Annotated in this window: 24 protein-coding genes and 1 other RNA gene; 12 read left to right on the forward strand and 13 right to left on the reverse strand. The window is 60.9% G+C overall.

Annotated elements, in window-relative coordinates:
* The 9 genes from ACMU_RS04160 to ACMU_RS04200 all read right to left on the reverse strand — a co-directional run bounded on the left by ACMU_RS04160 (position 1) and on the right by ACMU_RS04200 (position 8638).
* Complete coding sequence (locus ACMU_RS04160; RefSeq protein WP_035256509.1) at positions 1-924, reverse strand: carbohydrate kinase family protein; 924 nt, start codon at positions 922-924, stop codon at positions 1-3.
* A 74-nt stretch (positions 925-998) separates the two neighbouring features.
* Complete coding sequence (locus ACMU_RS04165) at positions 999-2090, reverse strand: TFIIB-type zinc finger domain-containing protein (RefSeq protein ID WP_035256511.1); 1092 nt, start codon at positions 2088-2090, stop codon at positions 999-1001.
* A 29-nt stretch (positions 2091-2119) separates the two neighbouring features.
* Positions 2120-2512: a Rid family hydrolase gene (locus tag ACMU_RS04170; protein ID WP_035256514.1), complete on the reverse strand. Its 393-nt coding sequence runs from the start codon at positions 2510-2512 to the stop codon at positions 2120-2122.
* Positions 2513-2517: 5 nt separating this feature from the next.
* Complete coding sequence (locus ACMU_RS04175) at positions 2518-3633, reverse strand: SPFH domain-containing protein (RefSeq protein ID WP_035256518.1); 1116 nt, start codon at positions 3631-3633, stop codon at positions 2518-2520.
* 91 nt (positions 3634-3724) lie between these two features.
* The gene (locus ACMU_RS04180) at positions 3725-4669 is read right to left on the reverse strand and encodes a DUF2927 domain-containing protein (RefSeq protein ID WP_236626194.1); all 945 of its coding nucleotides are present in this window, start codon (positions 4667-4669) and stop codon (positions 3725-3727) included.
* A gap of 3 nt (positions 4670-4672) precedes the next feature.
* Positions 4673-5866, reverse strand: a complete 1194-nt coding sequence (locus ACMU_RS04185; protein WP_035256521.1) for a toxic anion resistance protein — start codon at positions 5864-5866, stop codon at positions 4673-4675.
* Positions 5867-5897: 31 nt separating this feature from the next.
* Positions 5898-6791 carry a 5-bromo-4-chloroindolyl phosphate hydrolysis family protein gene (locus tag ACMU_RS04190; RefSeq protein WP_035256523.1) on the reverse strand — a complete coding sequence of 298 codons (894 nt, stop codon included), beginning with the start codon at positions 6789-6791 and terminating at the stop codon, positions 5898-5900.
* 151 nt (positions 6792-6942) lie between these two features.
* Entirely contained in the window at positions 6943-7764 is an 822-nt protein-coding gene (locus ACMU_RS04195; protein WP_035256524.1) for a TerC family protein, read from the reverse strand.
* Between the two features lie 73 nt (positions 7765-7837).
* The gene (locus tag ACMU_RS04200) at positions 7838-8638 is read right to left on the reverse strand and encodes a pseudouridine synthase (protein ID WP_035256527.1); all 801 of its coding nucleotides are present in this window, start codon (positions 8636-8638) and stop codon (positions 7838-7840) included.
* Between the two features lie 51 nt (positions 8639-8689).
* Here ACMU_RS04200 and ACMU_RS04205 point away from each other — a divergent pair, with 51 nt between their 5' ends.
* On the forward strand, positions 8690-9142 hold the full coding sequence (locus tag ACMU_RS04205; protein WP_035256529.1) for a nucleoside deaminase: 453 nt from the start codon (positions 8690-8692) through the stop codon (positions 9140-9142).
* Here ACMU_RS04205 and ACMU_RS04210 read toward each other — a convergent pair.
* A complete protein-coding gene (locus ACMU_RS04210; protein WP_035257455.1) occupies positions 9139-9831 on the reverse strand; it encodes a metal-dependent hydrolase in 693 nt (230 codons plus the stop codon). The two genes, ACMU_RS04205 and ACMU_RS04210, sit on opposite strands and share 4 nt — an antisense overlap.
* Positions 9832-10655: 824 nt before the next feature.
* On the opposite strand from ACMU_RS04210, the gene ACMU_RS04215 reads away from it, so the two are divergent.
* From ACMU_RS04215 to ACMU_RS04245, 8 genes are all read left to right on the forward strand, one after another.
* Positions 10656-11318, forward strand: a complete 663-nt coding sequence (locus tag ACMU_RS04215; RefSeq protein WP_035256532.1) for a ceramidase domain-containing protein — start codon at positions 10656-10658, stop codon at positions 11316-11318.
* Between the two features lie 36 nt (positions 11319-11354).
* A complete protein-coding gene (gatC, locus tag ACMU_RS04220) occupies positions 11355-11642 on the forward strand; it encodes an Asp-tRNA(Asn)/Glu-tRNA(Gln) amidotransferase subunit GatC (RefSeq protein WP_035256535.1) in 288 nt (95 codons plus the stop codon).
* Positions 11642-13123, forward strand: a complete 1482-nt coding sequence (gene gatA / locus ACMU_RS04225) for an Asp-tRNA(Asn)/Glu-tRNA(Gln) amidotransferase subunit GatA (protein WP_035256539.1) — start codon at positions 11642-11644, stop codon at positions 13121-13123. Before gatC ends, gatA begins: the two co-directional genes overlap by 1 nt.
* Before the next feature lie 91 nt (positions 13124-13214).
* Positions 13215-13802 (forward strand): hypothetical protein, encoded by a 588-nt coding sequence (locus ACMU_RS04230; protein ID WP_051587944.1) that lies wholly within the window; start codon positions 13215-13217, stop codon positions 13800-13802.
* Positions 13803-13805: 3 nt separating this feature from the next.
* Entirely contained in the window at positions 13806-14318 is a 513-nt protein-coding gene (locus ACMU_RS04235) for an N-acetylmuramoyl-L-alanine amidase (RefSeq protein WP_328286650.1), read from the forward strand.
* Positions 14319-14329: 11 nt separating this feature from the next.
* Positions 14330-14702, forward strand: an RNA gene (gene rnpB, locus ACMU_RS18665) — RNase P RNA component class A.
* Positions 14703-14987: 285 nt separating this feature from the next.
* Complete coding sequence (rpmG, locus tag ACMU_RS04240) at positions 14988-15155, forward strand: 50S ribosomal protein L33 (protein WP_035256543.1); 168 nt, start codon at positions 14988-14990, stop codon at positions 15153-15155.
* A gap of 72 nt (positions 15156-15227) precedes the next feature.
* A complete protein-coding gene (locus tag ACMU_RS04245; protein WP_035256545.1) occupies positions 15228-15731 on the forward strand; it encodes a GNAT family N-acetyltransferase in 504 nt (167 codons plus the stop codon).
* Positions 15732-15779: 48 nt separating this feature from the next.
* Here ACMU_RS04245 and ACMU_RS04250 read toward each other — a convergent pair whose 3' ends face one another.
* Both ACMU_RS04250 and ACMU_RS04255 read right to left on the reverse strand, forming a co-directional pair.
* Positions 15780-16562, reverse strand: a complete 783-nt coding sequence (locus ACMU_RS04250) for a Bax inhibitor-1/YccA family protein (RefSeq protein WP_035256547.1) — start codon at positions 16560-16562, stop codon at positions 15780-15782.
* A 120-nt stretch (positions 16563-16682) separates the two neighbouring features.
* Entirely contained in the window at positions 16683-16895 is a 213-nt protein-coding gene (locus ACMU_RS04255; RefSeq protein ID WP_051588052.1) for a DUF1127 domain-containing protein, read from the reverse strand.
* Positions 16896-17015: 120 nt separating this feature from the next.
* On the opposite strand from ACMU_RS04255, the gene ACMU_RS04260 reads away from it, so the two are divergent.
* Positions 17016-17912, forward strand: coding sequence for a LysR family transcriptional regulator (locus tag ACMU_RS04260; protein ID WP_051587948.1), 897 nt, complete (start codon positions 17016-17018; stop codon positions 17910-17912).
* On the opposite strand, the gene ACMU_RS04265 is transcribed toward ACMU_RS04260, so the two are convergent.
* A complete protein-coding gene (locus ACMU_RS04265) occupies positions 17871-18842 on the reverse strand; it encodes an NADPH:quinone oxidoreductase family protein (RefSeq protein WP_035256549.1) in 972 nt (323 codons plus the stop codon). The two genes, ACMU_RS04260 and ACMU_RS04265, sit on opposite strands and share 42 nt — an antisense overlap.
* Positions 18843-19137: 295 nt before the next feature.
* Between ACMU_RS04265 and ACMU_RS04270 the strand changes: the two genes are divergently transcribed.
* Positions 19138-19503 (forward strand): helix-turn-helix domain-containing protein, encoded by a 366-nt coding sequence (locus ACMU_RS04270; RefSeq protein ID WP_035256552.1) that lies wholly within the window; start codon positions 19138-19140, stop codon positions 19501-19503.
* Positions 19504-19587: 84 nt separating this feature from the next.
* Positions 19588-20382, forward strand: a complete 795-nt coding sequence (gene hisN, locus ACMU_RS04275) for a histidinol-phosphatase (RefSeq protein WP_035256555.1) — start codon at positions 19588-19590, stop codon at positions 20380-20382.
* Positions 20383-20428 lie beyond the last annotated feature (46 nt).

The raw sequence follows: 20428 nt of genomic DNA on the forward strand, positions 1-20428 counted from the left end.
TCAGCCCAGCTCGGCCGCGGTGGGCGGGTTGGCGCCAGCCCGCGACACCGTGATGGCCGCGGCGCGCACGCCGGTTTCCACCGCCTTGCGCGCGGTCTCCGCGTCGATCGCAGACAAAGCATCTTTGTTCAACGTGCCCGCCTCTTGCAGGGCCCAAAGAACCGCCGCGTTCAGGGTGTCGCCCGCGCCAACAGTATCTACGACCTCTACCTTCTGGGCGGGTACAAAGATGTCCTCACCGCTGGTTGTCAGCACCCGCGCACCTTTCGCTCCCTCGGTTAATACGATCAGCGAGGTGGCCCCCGCCAACAGGTCATGCAGGTATGCATCAGCCCCATCGCCGGTCAGCCAAAACAAGTCTTCGTCTGACAGTTTGACGATGTCCGCTGCGGCAAGCATCCGGGCGATCCGGGCGCGATAGGTTTCTTCGTCAGTGATAAAACCGGGGCGAATGTTCGGGTCAACCATTGTGACGCGGGTTGCCGAAGCGTCCAGCATCAGTGCCTCCAACGTGCCGCCGCAGGGTTCCGAGACCAAAGATATGCCCCCAAAAAGCAACGCGTGAACCCGGTTCGGCAAGTCCGGTAAACGGTCTTCGGTTAAGCTGCGCGCGGCCGTGTTTTCATCGTAGAACGCATAACGCGCCTGGCCATCGACAAGTTCCACAAAGGCAAGGGTGGTAGGCAAATCAGCACGGGGGCAGAGACTGTGGTCCACACCCGCGGCTTCCAGAGTTTCGGTCAGTTGCCGGCCAAACATGTCCGTCGACAAGCCGCACAAAAAACCCGGCTTGGCCCCAAGTCGCCCCAGCGCGATGGCCGAGTTGAACACCGCCCCACCCGGATAAGGCGCAAAGGCCGGTTCGCCGGCGGTGCTTTTGCGCGGCAACATGTCGATCAGCGCCTCGCCACAGCAGAGGATCATCAGGCGGCTCCTTTTAATTCACTTTGCCTGAATTAAGCATCTGACCGATCAGCCCACGATGTGCAACAGCTAAATCAACCCTGCTGCGCCAGAACGAAGCCAATTCCGGCTGCAACCGCCAGGCCCAGCACCACGGCCACCGCAATTTTCCAGGCCGACCAGGGCCGTTCGCCGCGTACCCGGCCTGACTGTCCGTTGACCACAAAGCGATAGGTTTTGCCGCGATACTTATAGGCCGCCAGCCAGACCGGCAGCAGGATATGTTTGAAGGTCACGTCGCTGATCGCGGTGTCCAGACTGTGGATGCGCTGCCGGTCACCGCCGATGTCGAACCGCACGTCGCGCTCGATCTGACGGTCCATATGGGCGCGGGCTTCCGAGAATCCATCGGTCAGTTCAACCGCATACCCCTCGGCCCGGAACCCGGCCAGATAGTCGGGGCGATAGGGCTCCAGCGCGGTCAGATCCCACGGCTCTAACGCGTCGGTGAAGCGTTTGGGTAATGACCGCGAGGCCAGAACAAGTACATCGTCGAAGAACCGCGCGACCCGCCCACGTTTGGGTGACCAGCGTACCTTTTGCACGCGCTCCTGCACCTGCTCGCCATCTCGCATCACCGTGCGGGTTTCGTAATAGACGGTGCCACGCTCGCCGCGATAGGCGGTTTTGGTGTCCGCATCGAAAGTCCAGTAGGGCACATAGATGCCCTGCATCTTGCGGCCCTTGCGGGCGTATTCCTGCAACCCACCGGGCGCGAACCACAGCCGGCCCAGCCAGTCGTTCATCGCGTCGCGCGCGGCGTCCTCGGTCAGGGCAAAGGGCAGCACGCCTTTGGGTTTGATATGCCGATGCGTGCCGGTATCCGTGACCACGGGCGTGGCGCAAAACGGGCATTCGGTGGCGTGGTCGGGGCCCGAAATCTCTACCTGCGCGGCGCAATTGGGGCAGGACAGAACGCGGGTTTCCTCGATCTCGGCCTCGGGCAACCGGGCCTCGATCGCAGCGCGGAAATCAAGCTCGCGAATGGCTTCGGTTGGCGTGGGGTCTTCGGCCTCGGCAGTGTTGCCGCAGAAATCGCAGACAAGACGTTTGGCAACAGGGTCAAACCGAAAATCCGCCCCGCATTGGTCGCATGGGAAACGATGTTCTTGCGGTGAGCTGTCCATACGGGGTGGCCCTCGTTCAGTTCTGATGGTCAAGATTGGGGTAAATGAGCGACGATGCGAAACTCGACCCGCGCGCCCGGTCGGCGCAGCCCGGCGACTTCGACCGCTGTCCACGCAGGCAAAGGCAAACCAAGCGTTTCGCGAAGCACGGCGTCAACTTCGTCGAAGTCGTCGCGCAGATGGGTGTGGTAGCTGGTCACCTCGGCAATTGCGGCAACGGAGGCCTGCGCCGAATTAAGGATTTCCTGCACTTTGGCGAAGGCGACCTGCGTCTGTTCGGCGGATGTCGCCGGCATGCTGCCATCCGGCGCTCCTCCTGTCGCGCCGGTTAGAAACAGGAAATCTCCGGCGCGGATGGCCGGGGAAAACCCTGTTGCTGCCACGGCTTCGCGCAACGCTTCTGGAAACACCGCATCGCGCATCGGGTTTACACACCCGGCGGCGGGGGCGGGGGCAGGATGGTAAAGAGCTGCGCCAGTTCGGCCACGTCGCCGGCTTTCTGCCAACCGTCCTGACCGGGGGTCCAGACATGCGTTTCGCGGGTCAGGCCGCCATCCGCGGCCATGCGGCCAAGATCGGCCTTCGAGAACGGGCCCTTGGTGGCGCCGTTTTCGGCCACGTGCCAGACATGTTCCACCGGCGGGGGCGGCGGAGCCATTGGTGCGGCGGCAGCGGGGGCGGCGGCCTGCGGGGCGGCGCCCCATGGGCCGGTATTGGCCATCTGCATGCCAAGGCCTGCACCCATTCCCATACCCATGGCCTGACCCATGCCATTGCCCGGCTGGCTCAGCGCCTCGGCGGCCATGTATTTCATATGCTCGTCCAGATTGCCGGCAATCCCGCGCGACGTGCGCGTGTCCATCGCCTTTTCCACCGCTGGCGGCAGCGAGATGTTTTCGATGTAAAGCTCGGGGATCGACAACCCGTATTCGGCAATCGTGCCCTCCATCGCCTGCGCGATGACGCGGCCCAGATCGGCGGTGTTGGCCGCCATGTCCAGCACCGGAATGCCCGAGCCGGCAATCACGCGCGAAAACTCCTGCACGATGATGTTGCGGATCTGAAAGCTGATCTCGTCGGTGGTGAATTCCCCATCGGTGCCCACGATCTCGGACAAGAACCGCGCCGCGTCGGCCACGCGCACCGAATAGGTGCCAAAGGCGCGGATGCGGACCGGTCCGAACTCGGGGTCGCGCAGCATGATCGGGTTCTTGGTGCCCCATTTGAGATCGTTGAACCGGGTGGTGTCGACGAAATAGATCTCGGACTTGAACGGGCTTTGAAAGCCGTGATCCCAGTGCTGCAAGGTGGTCATGATCGGCATGTTGTTCGTTTCCAGCATGTACATGCCGGGGGTGAACACATCGGCCAGCTGGCCTTCGTGCACGAACACCGCCGCCTGGCCCTCGCGCACGGTCAGCTTGGCGCCATACTTGATCTCATGCCCCTCACGTTCGAACCGCCAGACCATGGTGTCGCGCGTGTCGTCGACCCAGTGGATGACGTCGATGAATTCGCCGGACAGAAAGTCGAAAATTCCCATGAATCGGTTCTCCCAGGGTGGTTTGCGCAACTATACCCCGACCGGTGCACATTTCCATGGGGAGAAGGCCTCGCCTTTACCCCCTTGAAACCTATCCAGCGCCCACAAGCTCGGTGGTGATCTGGCGCAGGATGGGGCGCACCTCGGCGGCGCTCATCCCCGGCTGCAGGCGGCGGTCGTAAAGAATGCGCAGCAACAGTTCATCATGTTTGGTCAACAAGGCAAATTCTTCATCGTCGTTGAAGACCGAAGGGCGGGCCTCGGGGCTGTCATTGGCAAGGCCCAGGCCCTGGGCCAGTTCCTCGTGAATGCAGGAAAGGCGCAGAAGGTCCGGGTGTTCCCCGCGGATAACGGCAATGGCGTGGATATAACCTTCTTCGATCGACCGTGAAAACGCGAAGACCAGACAAAAAGTCGACCGCGGCATCGAAGTGATGGTACGCACCGCAATGTCGTCGATGCCCGGCACCAATTGCCGCAAACGCGGGCCATAGCCGCGGCGGTCATCCTCGTTCAGGACCAGTACATGGAAGTTCGCGGTTGCAGCACTTGTCGGTGCGATGTCGTGCCGGGTCACCTTGCCCAACCGCCGGGCAAAGTCATTGATCGACTTTCTGTCGAGCGCGCGTTGTTCTTCGCCAATGGAGGGTCCGAATTCGACACGCATGCGGACCGGTTGTTGCCAGCGACGCAGATTGCTGGGGGTGCGTTGTGCGATGATCCGACCGCCCGACGAGGTGTATTCGTCGAACAGGGCAATTCGAACGAAATTGTCCTCAAGCTGAGTTCGGGAAAACGGGGCGTCAGTGGTGCCAAGATCTGTTCGCATCAGCCCACGCGACAGGAAATCGGATTGTACACGCGCAAAATGCTTCGAAACCGCGCGGCTGGCGGCCGAACGTGCCTCGGGCCCACCGCTGCCCGTCGGGGCAGTTGTGGGCGAGGTTTGGGTCACCGGCGCTTCGCATCCAGCAACAAACAGGCCTGCGGACACAGCCAAGACCGAAAGGAAAGAAAAGCGCCGGGTCTTTTTCACGTGTTACACTTCTGCCGTCGATGTGCCGACATTGTCGCCGGTCTTGTCGCCGCGTGCGCGCGCCGAGGCCAGCGTATCGCGCAATTCGGTTTCCATCTTCTGCAGATCCTCCTCGGCAGCGGCACGTTTGGCCTTGCCCTCGTCTGCGATAGCAAGGCTTTCCTCGATCGTCGAGATCAACGTGGCGTTCGCCGACTTCACAGCTTCGATATCGAAGATGCCGCGCTCCATCTCCTGGCGCACAACGCGGTTGGCTTCCTGCAGGTTCTCGGCATTGGCTGTCAGCAGCTCGTTGGTCAGATCAGTGGCACCGCGCACGGCCTCGGCCGCCTCGCGCGAGCGCTGAATCGTCACCGCCTGCGCCAGCTGCGTTTCCCACAGCGGAACGGTGTTCACCAGGGTCGAGTTGATCTTGGTCACAAGCGACTTGTCGTTTTCCTGAACCAGGCGGATCGAGGGCAGCGACTGCATGGTCACCTGGCGCGTCAGCTTCAGGTCATGCACGCGGCGTTCCAGATCATCACGCGCGGCGCGCATGTCGCGCAGCTCTTGCGCGCGGATCACCTGTTGGTCTTCGGGGGCGGCGTCCACCTCGGCAACCTTGGCCGGGATCACGGTTTCGTCCAGCTCTTTCAGCTTTTCCTCGCCGGCGGTGATGTACAGAGCCAGCTCGTCGTAAAAGGCCAGCGTCTTTTCATACAGCATGTCCAGCGACTTGATGTCTTTGAGCAGCGTGTGTTCGTGCTTCAGAAGGTCATCGGTGATCTTGTCGATCTGGCCCTGCACGGTTTCGAACCGCGCCATGAATTTGGCAAAGGGCGCCACGCGGCCCATCAGCTTTTCCCAGAAGCTGCGCTCGCGGCGCACGTCCATTTCCGAGATCGAGAAGCCGCGGATCGTCGAGACGATATTGCGCAGGCTGTCGCCGGCCGGGCCCACATCCTTGTTGCGCACATCGCTGAGCATCGCGGTCGAGATCTGTTGCAGTTCCGCCTGCGCGCCTGAGCCGAACTCGATGATCGATTGCGTGTTGGCAATGTCGATCTCGTCCATCCGGGTACGGATGTCGGCGGCCACGGGGGCCTCGACCTCGGCCAGCGGCACCAGCGCGTTACTGGGCTCGGGCAGGATGGTGGCGGTCACCTTTTCCACTTCGGCCAAGGCGGCCTCGGCTTGTTTGCGTACGTCTTCAGACATTCAAATCTCTCCTGTTTCGCGTGGTCGGGCGCTAACGGGTCCCGTCACGCTGCAATCTTTCGCGCAAGACTTCAATCTCGACATCGAGGTCTACCTTGTTATCCAGCAATAATTTGCGCGTTCTAAGGGCAAAATTCTCTTCAAGGTCCCCCAGAAGCGCCTCGTAGTCGGCGCGCGCGCCGGCATCGCGGCTGCGGGCGTAGATATCGGCGAACTTGACCGTGGCGTCGCGCGCGCCCTGCAGATAGACGCCCAGATATTTGCGCGCGGCTGTCAGGTCGCGGGGGTCTTCTTCAACGGTTCGAACCATGTCGCGCACCGTGGCCTGGAACTGTTCTACCCGTTTCATCAGACCCCGGTCACCGGCCCGCAAAATCGCGTCCGACATCGCGTCGAGCGTTGCCTCGGCCTCGTCCACCACGCGGGCCACGCGGTCTTGTTGGAACTGGTCGATGCCCTCGGCGCCTTTGTCGCGCATCGGGTCCAGCCCGAAGGAGAACAGGTGCAGCCCGGCGCCGACGGCTGCAAAAATCGCAGCCTCGATTGGTCCGTGGCCGGCCAAGCCCGCAAGGCCCAGTCCCAAACCGGTCAGAACCGATCCAAAAATCTTGCGCGGCATCGCAGGGCGCTTGGCGATGGTGCGGGCATTATAGGCGTCTTCCGCTTTAAGCCCTTCCCGTGTCATCCATGCGGCAAACAGCATCAGGGCCAGCGCAGCCAGAAACTGCGCCATGACCACCGGTTCAGAAAAGAATGCGCGAAACGCCAACGGCAAGGGAGCGACGAACAGAAAGTTCACCCGCCCGCCAACCCGGGTGGGTTTGGCGCCGTGGAATGGGTTCTTGGCGGTCGGGGCCTGAACCTCGGGGCGGGAATCGTCGGGTTTTCCGTCGGGGCTGAACTGCCCACCATACCGCTGAGCCATTACGCGCCCCCGCCCGTGATCGAGACATAAAGGATCAATGCCAGCAGCAGGGCATAGGCCAGTTTCTGCAATCCTGTGTCACTCATGCCGTATTGGCCCCCTCGCACCGCGCCGGGTTATACCGTGAATGCAACATTTCCACAAAGCCCAATCAGTGACGCGACTGTTCGGCGTGACGCTCGGCATCCAGTTTCTTCTGGTATCCCGATTGCAGGAACTCTACCGCAAAAAGGACAATCACCGCGAAGTAGAATGTGGATTTAGACATCGGGATGATTTCATAGCCGAACACCTTCAACGCCAGGCTTTCGTCATGCATCGCATGCGCCGCCGCCTGACCGCTTTCGCCCAGCAACACCACGCCGACGATCAGTAGGATGAACAGACCCAGCACCTCGTACATACGGTTTTTCTGCAAAAAGGCCGTGACCGAGTTGGCCAGCAAGATCATCGCCGCCCCCGAGGCCAGGATTGCTGCCGCAAGAACGGGGAAAACATCCGTGATCGCGATGGCCGACAGGATAGAATCGAAGCTGAAGATCAGGTTCATAAAAACAATCAGCGTGATCACCTGAAGGGCAGATTTCCCCGACTTGCCTTCTACGTCATGGTCGAGGTGATCCACTGACAACATGTGGCTGATTTCTTTGACCGCAGTGTAGATAATGAAAATCCCACCAAGGATGAACACGATGGTCGAGAAGTTTACGCCGCCCTCCAGAACGCCGACCCAATTCAGAACAAAGAAAGGTTCCGCCATCGCGTCGATCAGCCGGATCATCAGGAAAAGCAGAACAAGCCGCAGGGCCACGGCAATCATAATGCCCACACGCCGTACCGCCGCCTGTTGCGCCACGGGCGCGCGCTGGCTTTCGATGCTGATATAAAGCAGGTTGTCGAAGCCCAGCACAGCTTGCAAAAAGCACAGCATCAGCAGGTTGCCAAGGTTTTCAAGGGTCAGAAGGTCGGCCATTGGGGCGCTCCGTTACGAAAATCACTTGGCGTAACAAAGCCATATGCCGACCGTCAGGGCAAGGTTTCTGCGCCTAACGTTTTCCCCGTGGTGTCCGGCGGACATTTCGGCGGGGTTTCGGTGTGGGGTTTGGTTTGAACTCGGCGTCCAGACCCAATTGGTCGCGGAATACCCGGCTGCGCACTTCCTCGACCGCGCCGGGTTTCAGGTCACCCAGCTGAAACGGGCCATAGGATAACCGCAGCAAGCGATTTACCGTCAGGTCGACTGCTTCCATCGCGCGCCGAATTTCGCGGTTCTTACCTTCGCGGATCGACACGGTCAGCCACGCGTTGCCGCCCTGTTGGCGATCCAGCGTGATGATCATCGGCTGATAGGTGATCCGATCCACGGTGATGCCATCACGCAGCGGTTTCAGCGTGTCGTCGGTGGGATAGCCGCGCACCCGCACCCGATAGCGGCGCAGCCAGCCGGTGGAGGGCAGCTCCATCCGGCGCTTGATCTCTCCATCATTGGTCAGCAGCAACAGACCTTCGGAGTTCAGGTCCAGCCGGCCCACCGACATCACCCGCGGCATACCCTCGGGCAGCGCGTCAAAGACGGTCTTGCGGCCCTTCTCGTCCCGCTCGGTCGTCACCAGCCCGGCGGGTTTGTGATACAGCCACAGGCGTGGTTTTTCCGGTTCGGCCAGGGGTTTGCCGTCGACGGTGATGCGATCCTTGGCCGTCACGTTCAGCGCCGGGCTGTCGATCGCCTTGCCGTTTACGGTCACGCGGCCGGCCTCGATCATACGCTCTGCCTCGCGGCGCGAAGCAACACCAGCGCGGGCCAGCACCTTGGCGATCCGGTCGCCGGGAGGGGTTTTGTCGGTCATAGCCGCCCCTTTACGCCTTGCATGCGCCCGGGTGCAAGGGCATCAAGGGCCATGTCGCCCTTTCACAGCCATATGGATGCCGCTCTGGACCAGGCCCGCGCCGCCGCTCAACGCGGCGAGGTGCCGGTGGGTGCGGTGATCGTGGGGCCCGATGGCGCCGTGCTGGCGGCCGAGGGCAACCGCGTGATGGAACTGCGCGACCCCACCGCCCATGCCGAGATGCTGGCCATCCGCGCCGCCTGCGCGGTGCTGGGCAGCGAACGGCTGATCGGGTGCGATATTTATGTGACGCTGGAGCCGTGCCCGATGTGCGCCTCGGCCATCAGCCAGGCGCGGATTGCGCGGCTTTACTACGGCGCGGCGGACCCGAAATCGGGTGGCATCGGGCAGGGGCCGCGGGTGCTGAGCCACCCCCAAAGCCACCACCGCCCCGAGGTCTATGACGGCATCGCCGCATCCCAGGCCGAGGCGATGCTGAAAGACTTCTTTGCCGCCAAACGCTAGACCGTGATCGCCTGCATCACCTGCGGCTCGACCACGTCCACATCCGGCAAGGCCGCCTTCAGCGCATCGGCCGATTGTTCCAGCAGCGGGAAGGTCCGGTAATGGCAGGGGATGACGGTGTTAAAACTGAAATACCGTTTCGCCGCATAGGCCGCGCCGGCCATATCCATGGTGAAATGACCGCCCGCCGACAGGATGCCAACCTGCGGCTTATAGTAATCACCCATCCAGTCCATATCGGCCATGATGCCGGTGTCGCCCGAAATATAAACCGTCTTGCCCTCGGCATTCAGCATATAGCCCACTTCCGAGCCCGCCGTCTTGGGCCCCTCATCGGTGCCAAAGGTCGAGGAATGGCAGGCTGGCACCATGCTCAGCCCAATGCCCCCCAGGTCCACCGTGCCACCCTTGTTGAAGCCGATGGTCTCGATATGCTCATGCTCGGCCCAATAGCCCATCAGGTCATACTGCCCCACCACCGGCACCCGCAGCCGACGCGCCAGCGGCAGAATATCGGCCACGTGGTCAAAATGCGCATGCGTCAGGATCAGATGCGTGGCGCCGGCCACCGCCGCCTCATGCTGATCCTCGGGCAACATCGGGTTGCCGGTCAGCCACGGGTCGATAAGTAGTACCTTGCCCTCGGTCTCGATCCGAAACGAGCCATGGCCCAGCCAGATAATATCCATCATAAGCCCTCCCTGCTTTGCCCAAGTGAACGTTGGAATGGGGGCTTCGGTCAAGGTCTGGAATGAGGCTGAAACGGACGCCACCGCAGCGCACCCAGCCGGTTAACAGCCGCACCGCGGCCCGGCCATTGCCAGCCCCTCTCCCGGACTGACGATTTGGTGGACATTGGCGTGCGGATCGTTCCGTGGAAGGACCTGGCAACCATAAAGCGCCCTACACCTCACGTAGGATCGCCACCCCAGGGGCTGGCGCTGGCCTTCGGTGGGTGGGCATTTGGCTTCAAACTTTGCTCTGTCCCATAGTCGCCAACAGGCCGTTCAGAAAAATGTCTGGTTGGTTCTGGCTCCGGCCAACCGACCAAAATCCTCCAATGACCGCACTGAGCCCAAAGCGCAAAATGCTGCGAGGACGAAAAGTGTCGGCTGTCGTTGGTTGGGTTTGACTGGCATCAACGGTGCATGCCACTTTGTTGTAGCGTTATTCGTTATCTTGGTATCATTAATGAAATTTACCACATGCAAAATCACTGCGATTTGGTCCAGACTGGCAAATAGCTTCTTCGTCAACTTAGCTATCACCTTGGTTTTGTATATTTTATTTTTTCACCTATCCCATTGGCTGTCAGTTTTTCTGGGGCATCCCTACGGATATCTAGTCACTTTCTCAGCATTGGTGATCTTCCAAAGCAACCTCTATCGCATTACCAAAAGCCGGCGTTGAGGAGCCGCATTGCTAGGTCCGCTCTAGTCCGCAAAGCAGACCTACGGTTCCTCACCTTCATTTCCACTTGCACGTACCCTGTCTGCCTGCGCACCATTGCGCCATGGATTGGCACGAGCAGATCGACAGCTATTGCGAGCGGGTGGATTTCACCTATTGGGCCGAGCCGGTGAATGCGGTCACCAATGCCGCTTTTCTGATTGCTGCTCTGTGGATGGCGTGGCGCTTGCGGGGCAGCGGGTTGCCTTTGGCCTGGGCGCTGTGCGCTGTGTTGGCGGCGATCGGGGTGGGGTCGTACCTGTTTCACACCCATGCCACGATCTGGGCCGTGACGGCGGATGTGGTGCCGATCGTGATCTTCGTGCTGCTTTATGTCTTTGTCGCGAACCTGCATTTCTGGCGCTGGCCCCTGTGGCTGTCGGCGCTGGGCACGGCGGCGTTCATTCCCTATGCCGCCGCCACGATCCCGGTCTTTGACGCGCTGGGCTTTCTGGGCTCGTCCGCGTCATACGGCCCGGTGCCGCTGCTGATCACGATCTATGCCTTTGCCCTGCGCAACCGGCACCCCGAAACCGCCCGCGGGCTGGCCATCGGGGTGGCGATCCTGTGCGCCTCGCTGACCTTCCGCACCATTGACGAGCCGCTTTGCGACACCATCCCGCTGGGCACACATTTCCTGTGGCATTGCCTGAACGCGGTGATGCTGGGCTGGATGATCGAGGTTTACCGCCGCCACATGGTTGCAGAGGCGCGCGCGCAGGGCTAAACCCGGTGTCGATCTCTATGACGGAGCCCCTGACACATGTCGATCGACATTGATACCGCGCGGCGCGTGGCCCATCTGGCCCGGATTGCCGTGGATGAAAAAGACCTGCCGGCGCTGGCCGGCGAGCTGTCCAATATCCTGACCTTCATGGAGCAGCTGAACGAAGTGGATGTCGAGGGCGTGGCGCCTATGACCTCGGTCACGCCGATGCGGCTGAAACGGCGCGAAGACAAGGTCACCGATGGCGATTACCAGGAGCAGATCCTGTCGAACGCGCCCGACGCGCGCGAGGGCTTCTTTGCCGTACCGAAGGTGGTGGAATAATGGGTGAGCTGTCTAAACTGACCATCGCCGAGGCGCGCGACAAGCTGCGCGCGGGCGAGGTTTCGTCGGTGGAGCTGACGCGCGATTGTCTGGCCGAGATTGACGGCGCCGATGCGCTGGGCGCGTTTGTGCACAAAACGCCCGAGATCGCGCTGGAACGTGCCGCCGCCGCCGATGCGCGGATCAAGGCGGGCGAGGCGCCGGATATGTGCGGCATCCCGGTGGGCATCAAGGACCTGTTTTGCACCAAGGGCGTGGCCTCGCAGGCGGCCTCGGCCATCCTCGAAGGGTTCACGCCGGAATACGAATCAACCGTCAGCCAGAACCTGGCCGATGACGGCGCGGTGATGCTGGGCAAGCTGAACATGGACGAGTTCGCCATGGGCAGCTCGAACGAAACCTCGACCTATGGCAATGCGGTGAACCCCTGGAAGGTGGATGACCGCGATCTGACACCGGGCGGCAGTTCGGGCGGCTCGGCCAGCGCCGTGGCGGCCGATCTGTGCCTTGCGGCCACCGGCACCGATACCGGCGGCTCGATCCGGCAGCCTGCGGCCTTCGTGGGCATCACCGGGCTGAAACCCACCTATGGGCGCTGTTCGCGTTGGGGGGTGGTGGCCTTTGCCTCCAGCCTCGACCAAGCGGGGCCAATGACCAAATCGGTGCGCGACGCGGCGATCATGCTGCAATCGATGGCGGGCCACGACCCGAAAGACAGCACCAGCGCCGATCTGGCACTGCCCGATTTTGAGGCGGCGCTGACCGGCGACATTCGCGGCAAACGCATCGGCATTCCGGCGGAATACCGCATGGATGGCATGCCGGATGAGATCGAGGCGCTGTGGGCCGAAGGCCGCAAGATGCTGCAGGATGCGGGCGCCGAGATCGTCGATATCAGCCTGCCGCACACTAAATACGCGCTGCCCGCCTATTACGTTGTGGCCCCGGCCGAGGCGTCATCGAACCTGGCGCGCTATGACGGCGTGCGTTACGGCCACCGCGCCACGCTGGCCGCCGGCGATGGCATCGAACAGATGTATGAAAAGACCCGCGCGCAAGGCTTTGGACCCGAGGTGCAGCGCCGCGTGATGATCGGCACCTATGTGTTGTCGGCGGGGTTCTACGACGCCTATTACAACCGCGCCCGCAAGGTGCGCGCGCTGATCAAGAAAGATTTCGAGGATGTCTTTGCCGCCGGGATCGACGCGATCCTGACGCCCGCCACGCCCTCGGCGGCGTTTGGTCTGGGCGAGATGGCCGATGCCGACCCGGTGCAGATGTATCTGAACGATGTCTTCACCGTGACGGTGAACCTGGCTGGTCTGCCCGGCATCGCGGTGCCGACAGGGCTGGACAAATCGGGCCTGCCGCTGGGACTGCAACTGATCGGCAAACCCTGGGCCGAGGACGAGATGCTGAACACCGCCTATGTGCTGGAACGCGCCGCGGGCTTTGTTTCCAAACCGTCGAAATGGTGGTAAAAACCGTCTGAAAAGAAGCGAGCAGGTTTCGATCATGCGTGTAGTTTTTGCAGGATTGGCCCTTATGGGCCTCGCAGCGTGCGCCCCTCCGGTGCCGGATTCGGCAGCCGGTGTGGGTTTCGGCGACTATGCCACGTATCAGGCGCAACGCGACGCGCAGCTGGCGGGCCAGACAACGCAACCGGACACGGTGCAACTGCCGGAAAACGGTGCCACACAGTCGGAAAGCCCTGCCGCGAATACCCAGACAGCGGTGGCAACCCCGGCGCAGGCACAGCCCGTTGGCAATCCCGGCATTTCGGACGAGCAGGATTTCAACGCGGTCAGCAGCCGTGAAACGATCGAAAGCGATGCCGAACGCCTGGCGCGTCAACGCTCGCAATACCAAGTGATCGAGCCCACGGCGCTGCCCACCCGTGTTGGCGGCAACAGCGGGAATGTGGTGCAATATGCGCTCGGAACATCGCACCCGGTGGGGCAGGCGCTGTACCGCCGCAGTGGGTTGCGCAGCAACAACGCCTATTTGCGAAAGTGTGCGGGTTACGCGTCGGATGACTTGGCGCAGGAGGCGTTCCTGTTGGCAGGCGGGCCACAAAGAGACCGAATGAACCTCGACCCAGACGGCGACGGTTATGCCTGCTTCTGGGACCCGGCACCCTTCCGCAACATTTCACGCTAGAAGGTGGACCTGCCACCTGTCATTTCCCGTCCATCGCCAAATTTTGGCACAAGAAAAGACGCCGCCACGCCGTCTTTGATCGTGTTGCACTATACGGCGATGCCAAGCTGCGAAGCGGCGCTGGAGCGGCTTTGCGATCCTGCCTATGAGGTGTCGGCGCACTATCTCATCGCGCGTAATGGCGATGTCTATCAGCTGGTCGATGAGGTGAACCGGGCATGGCATGCCGGGGCCGGGCTATGGGGCAGCTGCAACGACATCAACTCGCATTCCATCGGGATAGAAATCGACAATGATGGGCTTTCTCCGTTCGCTGCACCGGCGATGGACACGCTCGACGCGCTGCTGCGCCAGATCATGAACCGATGGGCAATCGGGGCTGATTGTGTCCTGGGACACAGCGATACCGCCCCGGGACGGAAGATTGACCCCGGCCCCCGATTTGATTGGCTGCGGCTTCAACGCCAGGGGCTGGCTTGCGTCCGGCGCGTTGACCCGGGCGAGGCAACCGGATAAACCGCGCCCACGCGGATGGCTGGATGGCCGCGCGGGGCCTCGGCCCCCCGAGGAAAGTCCGGACTCCCCGAGGCAACGGTGCCGGGTAACACCCGGCCGGGGTAACCCGAGGGAAAGCGCCACAGAGAACAGACCGCCCGGCCTGGCCGGGTAAGGGTGAAACGGTGGGGTAAGAGCCCACCGCGGGGCTGGCAACAGCCCCGGCACGGCAAGCCCCACCGGGAGCAATGCCAAATAGGAACCGCGCGGAGGCAACTCCGGGGCTGCCTCGGCCCCAGCAGGTTCGGGTTGGCAGCTGGAGGCGCTTGGTAACAAGCGCACGAGAGGAATGGTCATCACCGGGTCCGCCCGGAACAGAATCCGGCTTACAGGCCATCCGCGGTTTACTTAAATGGGCGCCTGCCGGCGCAAGTGATATGTCGCGCTTCGGCCTTCCCGGCCTCGGGCGCTCCGATGGGCGTTGTGCGGCGGGGTTTGGGGGCTTGCCCCCAAGGCCTGCGTGGCCTGAACGCAAATGCGTCATGTGCGTCCTGAAAAGGCGCGCCTTTTGACACCATCGGGCAAGAAAATCCCCACGTCTGTGTTGACTCTGCGCACGTGTTCCTTAAAAGGCGGGTTTCTAGGAATTTCCCGGGCCGCATCACGCTGCCCGCGCGACGGAGACTGACCATGGCGAAGCCGACAACAATCAAGATCCGCCTGAACTCGAGCGCAGGCACCGGCCACTTCTATGTGACCAAGAAAAACGCACGCACCATGACCGAGAAAATGGTGGTCAACAAATACGACCCGGTTGCGCGCAAGCATGTGGAATACAAGGAAGGCAAGATCAAGTAATCTTGCTGTTCTTTGAGGGTACAAAGGCCGCGCATCTGCGCGGCCTTTTGTGTTTTGGCAAAGGCAGGATCCATGTCCGGTTTTCATGTCCGCACGGCCACAAAGCGCGACATTTCGGCAATTGATTTGCTGTTGGCACGCAGTTACCCGGCGCTTCTCAAAGCGGATTATCCCCCTTCGGTACTGGTTACTGCACTGCCGCTGATCTCGTATGCAAATCCCGGTTTGGTCACGTGTGGCAGCTACTACGTTGTAACAGACGAAGCGGGTCAGATTGTTGGGGCCGGTGGCTGGACGCGATCCGCGCCGGGTGGTGGGGGAATTCAATCGGGCGTGGGCCATATTCGCCACGTGGTCACAGACCACCGTGCAACGCGCCAAGGCGTCGGTCGCAAGCTGATGACACATGTCATTGATCGGGCGTTGGACGCCGGCGTGGTGCGGTTGGAATGCCTGTCGACCCGTACGGCAGAGCCCTTTTATCGCGCGATGGGGTTTAATTCCCGTGGTGCGGTAGACCTGACACTTCGGCCCGGCATTCAGTTTCCGGCGATTGATATGTGGCGCGTTCAATAAAAAAGCCGACCACGTCGGGCCGGCTTTCAAACGCTTTGGGAACCAGATCTATTCTTGGTTGCCCATGAACATCAGCAGGAACTGGAACATGTTCAGGAAGTCCAGATACAGGCTCAGCGCACCGAAGGTGGCCGATTTGTCCAGCCATTCCTGATCGCCGTGATGGGCGTGGGCCAGGTATTCGGTTTTGATCGTCTGCGTGTCATAGGCGGTGAGACCGGCAAAGATCAGCACGCCGATCGCCGAAATGGCCAGCGCAAGAATGCCGGAACCAAGGAAGATGTTCACGATCATCGCCACGATCAGGCCAATCAGGCCCATCACCAGGAAGGTGCCCATGCCCGACAGGTCGCGCTTGGTTGTGTAGCCATAAAGCGACAGGCCGGCAAAGGCGACCGCGGTCACCAGGAACGTCTGCACGATCGAGAAGGCCGTGTAGACGATGAAGATCGAGCTCAGCGACAGGCCGATCAGAACGGCAAAGACGAAGAAGAACAGCTGTGCCGCCGATGCCGAGGCACGGCGCATCACCGCCCCCATGCCAAGGAACAGAACCGCCAGCGGGGCCAGCATGATCACCCAGCGCAGGGGCGACAGGTAGATGGCCGAGCCAAAGGCGGTCAACAATGTGCCGTTATTCAGCTGCACGGCGGCTGTCGACGGATCGGTGGTGACGGCAAGGCCCGCAATGGCCCAGGCCGCCAGCGCTGTAATCAGCATGCCAACCGACATCGTGCCGTAGACTTTGTTCATGTGGGCCTTCAGACCCGCATCGATCTGCGCAGCGGCTGCGCCGATGCGGCCGGTGCGGATCGTTTCATATTCTGCCATCAAATCCTCCAAAATCAGTGGGGCAGCCCGGCGGGCATATTGCCCCCGGCTTTAATGACAGAATATTGGTCGTCTGGACTGGAAATTCAAGCTTTTCACGTGCGTTGCCTTCAATTTGAGCTATTGCCGCCAGCCGTGCGGTGCGTCCCATGCGGGACGCTTTGCTTCGGCTTCAGCCTGTGCGCGAGTGATGCCGATATCTTCCAGTTCGTGGTCGGTCAGCTTCGCAAGTGCGCGTCTTTGCCGAGAAACGGCGCTGATGCGGTTCAAAAGGCGCAAAAACGAGAAACCTTTGGCGTGGCGGAAGGGGGCGATATGCGTAAAGTCAGACATTTTCATCTCCTGGTTTCGTGATGTGTTCCGTGTTCTTCATCATTTCTATTGATGTATTTGTGCGATCCGCTATCATTTCTCAAACGAATGTTTTTCATGTGAACCATCAGGGGAATTGATATGCCGCGAAATCTGGACCTGACCGCCTTGCGCAGCTTTGTCGTGGTTGCCGAAACTGGAGGCGTGACGCGTGCCGCGGGTTTCCTGAACCTGACACAGTCGGCCGTATCAATGCAGATCAAGCGCCTTGAAGAGATGCTGGACACCACGCTTCTTGATCGCAGTGCCCGCAAGATTGCGCTGACGGGCGAGGGGGAGCAACTGCTGGGTTATGCCCGCCGGATGCTGCAATTGAACGACGAGTTGCTCAGCCGCATGACCTCAACCGACTATGAAGGCGAGCTGGTGCTGGGGGTGCCGCATGACATTGTCTATCCGTTCATCCCGCAGGTTCTGCAGCGTTTTGCACAGGAAATGCCGCGCGTGAAGGTGAACTTGCTGTCGTCTTACACGACGAAGCTGAAAGAGCAGTTCGCGCAGGGTAAGGTTGACATCATTCTGACAACAGAAGAACAGCCCGATGCCGGGGGCGAAGTTCTGGTCGAGCAGCGCCTGGTTTGGGTTGGCGCGCCGGGGGGGGCTGCATGGCGCGGGCGGCCGTTGCGGCTGGCTTACGAGTACAATTGTTTCTTCCGCCCCCTTGTTCAGAGCGCCTTGGATGACGCCGGCATTGCGTGGGAAATGGCGGTCGAAAGCGATTCGACCCGCACCATCGAGGCCTCGGTCAGTGCCGACCTGGCGGTGCATTCTGCCATGGAGGGCCATGTGCCGCGCTACCTAGAGGAGGTCAATCACGCCGGCGCGTTGCCTGAATTGCCCCTGACACGGGTGATCATGTACACCGCCGAGGGCGCACGTCCGCAAGCCGTTCGTGCGATGCGGGACCTGTTGCGGCAGAACTATTGCAAACGCGGTTCACCCCGATTGGTTGACAGTGATTACAACCTTGCCGGTTGATCGCCGGGCGCGCAGGTCATCCAAAGCCTGCGCAGCCTGGGGCAGGGGGGTGGCCTGGCTGACCACTGGACGCAGTCTTCCTTGTGCAAACCACGACATGAGCGTGGACATGGAACCCGTGACGACCTCGGGGTGCAGTTTTAGGTATCCACCCCAATAAAAACCAAAGACGGTCAGGTTCTTGACCAACAGATAGTTGGCTGGGATTTGCGGTACCGCACCGCCTGCAAAGCCGATGGGCAGCAAGCGCGCACCGGGATTGGTTGCACGCAGGATGGCGTCGAACTGTTCGCCACCGATTGCGTCATACACAACGTCTGCACCACCCAGCGCCTTGATTTCCGCGCGCAGGTCGGCGGTGTCGCTATCCAGCAGGTGGTGGGCACCCGCCTCTTGCGCCACGCGCAGCTTGTCTGCCCCACGGGCGCAGGCAACGACCTTGGCCCCCATGAGTGCTCCAATCTCAACCGCCGTCAGGCCCACACCGCCCGCAGCCCCCGTAACCACAAGGGTTTCACCGGGTTTGAGGCGCGCCAAATGGTCCAGCGCCACATGCGAGGTTCCGTACGCAATCTGGAAACCTGCCGCCTCGATATCTGTCATATCTTCCGGGACAGGCAGGCAACGTTCTGCCGGTACGGCCACCTGTTCTGCCAACCCGCCTGCACCGCAGAAAGCTGCCACCCGTTGGCCAACCGCAGCAGGATCAACACCTTTGCCAACCGCGCGGACAACACCGGCCACCTCCATCCCCGGGATCAGGGGGAACGGCAGACGCTCTTGGTATTTGCCTTCGCCCATCAACAGGTCTGCAAAGTTCAGGCCACATGCTGTCACATCGATCAGGTACTGCCCGCTCTGCGCTTCCGGCGCGTCCCGGTCAACTATGGCACCATTCTTGCCCTTCTCTGGGATCTCAAAGCACTTCATGTGGCCTCCAAGCAATAATCTTGCGCAGATGTAGTTGTTTGAGTTGCAAAATACCACAGCAAATTTTTGACCAATTTGCAAAATGCATTGCAAAATGCAAAACACGCAGAAGGAGAAATGCGTTGTGCAAATTCGGACCGCTGGCTTACTGGTCTACCAGAAATTCACCTTAAAAGACACGTGTCTAAAGCCATTGATATCTCCCGCATAAAGCGATTTTTCACATTTTTTTAACCTTTCCGCTCACCTTGGCACGGAAATTGCTTAAGTGAGGGGTAGAGAAGGAGATAACAAAATGAAACATCCTGTAGATGTCCATGTGGGAAAACGTATCCGTCACCGCCGTTGGATGGTGGGTATGACACAACAACAACTTGCGGAACGTGTGGGAATTAAGTTCCAGCAGATCCAGAAATACGAAACAGGTATGAACCGCGTAAGTGCCTCGCGTCTTTGGGATATTTCTGACGCGCTTGAAGTTCCGGTCAGCTTTTTCTTCGAAGGTCTGGTGGGTGAGACCGCAGCCGAGGAAGCCGGCGTGCCGGCTGATCTGCTGAGCGACAAGGAAGCGTTGGAGCTGGTGCGGTCCTACTATGCCATCCCCGAGAACCAGCGCCGCCGTTTGTTCGAACTGGCCCGTGTTCTGAGTGACGCTGCCTGAGGCGATGATTGACGCCCGGGCCGCGCGGCGCTAACGCTCGGCCCGGACGGGGATGTCCCCCGCGATACACGCCAAGGGGGCATCATGACCAACGACCTTCACACAGACCTGATTGACACCGCGCTTGCGCTGGCTGACGCGGCGCGCCCGGCGACGCTGCGACATTTTCGATCGCTTGATCTGGGGGTCGACAACAAGGCCGACGGGGGATTCGATCCGGTCACCGCTGCCGACAAAGCGGCAGAGCGGGTCATGCGCGATGTCCTGCAAGGGCGGCGTCCCGAGGACGGCATCCTTGGCGAAGAATATGGGCAAACCATTGGAAAAACAGGGATAACCTGGGTTTTGGACCCGATTGACGGGACCCGCGGATACTTGTCCGGTACACCAACATGGGGTGTGCTGATCGCGGCCTCCGGGGCAGACGGCCCCATGTTGGGCGTGATTGATCAGCCCTATATCGGCGAGCGGTTCCTTGGCGGTTTTGGGCAGGCCTGGGTTGAAGGCCCTCTGGGGCGACGAGAACTGCAAACGCGCGCCGCGCGGCCTTTGTCCGAAGCGATCCTGTTCACCACCTTCCCCGAGGTCGGCAGCAACGAAGAACGCCTGTTATTTCAGAGGGTTGAGCGGGAAGTGCGCCTTACACGCTATGGCTGCGATTGCTATGCTTATGCGCTATTGGCGGCGGGGCAGATTGACCTGGTGATCGAGGCCGGGCTGCACCCTTACGATATCCACGCGCCAATCGCGGTGATCGAGGCGGCGGGCGGCATTGTGACCGATTGGCAGGGCGGCAAAGCCCATGATGGTGGGCGGGTTCTGGCGGCGGCGAATCCAGAAATTCATGCAGAGGCGTTGAAACTTCTTAACAATCCGTAAATGTGGGATTTGTGAAAAACTTTAACGAGTTTGTTAAAGTTCAGAC

It is taken from the genome of Actibacterium mucosum KCTC 23349 (assembly GCF_000647975.1).
In the GTDB taxonomy this organism is placed as follows: Bacteria; Pseudomonadota; Alphaproteobacteria; order Rhodobacterales; family Rhodobacteraceae; genus Actibacterium; species Actibacterium mucosum.